Below are 1,355 nucleotides of genomic sequence, written 5' to 3'. Positions count from 1 at the left end.
GTAGTGCTGGATAACCAGAAGCTGGGCATGGTTCGCCAGTGGCAGGAACTGTTTTATGAAGGTCGTTACAGCGAAACCGACCTTTCTGATAACCCCGACTTTATCTCGCTGGCCAGGGCCTTTGGTATTGGCGGCAGAACTGTGACCCATCGCGATGAGGTAGCGCCTGCACTGGATGAGATGTTGAGTGTCAATGGCCCATGGTTGCTTCATGTGTGCATCGATGCCGCGGAAAACGTCTGGCCCCTGGTGCCACCGGGAGCCGCTAACCATGAAATGTTGGAGCAACACCCATGAGTATCCGGCTACATATACAATGCCATCAACAGCCCGATGTCGTAGAGCGGATACTCAGGGTTATCCGACACCGGGGCTTTACCCTGCAGGCCATGAGCATGACGCCATCCAACTGCGGTGGCAAAATTGAGCTATGCATGACCGTTTCCAGCTCCCGCCCGGCGCATCTTCTGGTGACGCAGGTTGAGAAGCTCCATGATGTGGTTGTTGTTGAGACAAGATTGAACAGGGATGACGTCAGTCAAAGGTTGAAAAACTCAAATGTTGTCCAGGGCTGACTTGGGCGATCTGACAAATAATCAGTTTCCCAGGCCCACTGCTGGTGGGCACTGACAAATGCTCTGGCATCAAACGGGCGTCCGTTGGCCCGGCCAAAACGGGCAATAATGGTTAATTTTCTGATATGTTCGCTGTTGGCGATTTTACCATCCACAGAACCTGCAGGCTGGAAGGGGACATTCCATACCGCACGGGGATCAGAAACAAAAGGCTGAGGATCTTTATCATACTCAGCACAGATGTTTCTTGATGAAGCATCGTGCCGATTCAGGTACACATCGTAGTCGTCAGCAAGCATCCGCTGTCCGGTTTCAACCGTTATTTTGCCATCGTAAGCATGCATCAATTGAATCCAGCGCAAACGACGGGCTCCTTCTTGCTGGCGAATATCATTGTAATCAGTATCTGAGCCTTCTATGTAACGCAGTCGGGGATCTACAGAGACATTATCACCGGTAAAATAACCGGATTGTTTTTCATTGAAGTATTGATAGACCCGCCCCTGACCAAATTTGGCAATACGGTTATTATGAACATCGCCTATTAACCAGGTATTAGCATAACCTCCATTATTACCAGATTGCATAATTCTGACCCATTCATCAATAGTGTTGCCATACTGGCTTGCTTGGCGCACACGGATAAACTCGGGTATCCCGCCAGCCTGCCAATCGGTCACATTGGCTAATGTCGTTTCGACAATCGCCAAACCTGCACCCGTTATCCAAAAATCTGTTCCGAATTCAATCATCCCCGGTGTTGTTTGAAAAGCGAGTTTA

The 1,355-nt window shown here is 49.7% G+C and carries 3 protein-coding genes; 2 read left to right on the top strand and 1 reads right to left on the bottom strand.

Features of this window, described 5'->3' with window-relative positions; genetic code table 11:
• Nucleotides 1-297: thiamine pyrophosphate-dependent enzyme (locus KDK14_RS05085; RefSeq protein ID WP_257263933.1), on the top strand; the 297-nt coding region annotated here is incomplete at its 5' end.
• Complete coding sequence (gene ilvM / locus KDK14_RS05080) at nucleotides 294-575, top strand: acetolactate synthase 2 small subunit (protein WP_257263932.1); 282 nt, start codon at nucleotides 294-296, stop codon at nucleotides 573-575. The genes KDK14_RS05085 and ilvM, both read left to right, overlap by 4 nt.
• On the opposite strand, the gene KDK14_RS05075 is transcribed toward ilvM, so the two are convergent.
• The coding region (locus tag KDK14_RS05075; protein ID WP_257263931.1) for a phospholipase B family protein at nucleotides 539-1,355 on the bottom strand (817 nt) is incomplete at its 5' end. The genes ilvM and KDK14_RS05075 overlap by 37 nt on opposite strands.

The organism is Endozoicomonas sp. ONNA2, from assembly GCF_024606365.1.
Taxonomy (GTDB): domain Bacteria; phylum Pseudomonadota; class Gammaproteobacteria; order Pseudomonadales; family Endozoicomonadaceae; genus Endozoicomonas.
This window is presented reverse-complemented; position numbering and strand designations above follow the sequence as displayed.

What these genes read in the sequence shown, in the direction of transcription:
- ilvM (WP_257263932.1), top strand. Translation starts at nt 294, where the DNA reads ATGAGTATCCGGCTACATATACAATGCCATCAACAGCCCGATGTCGTA.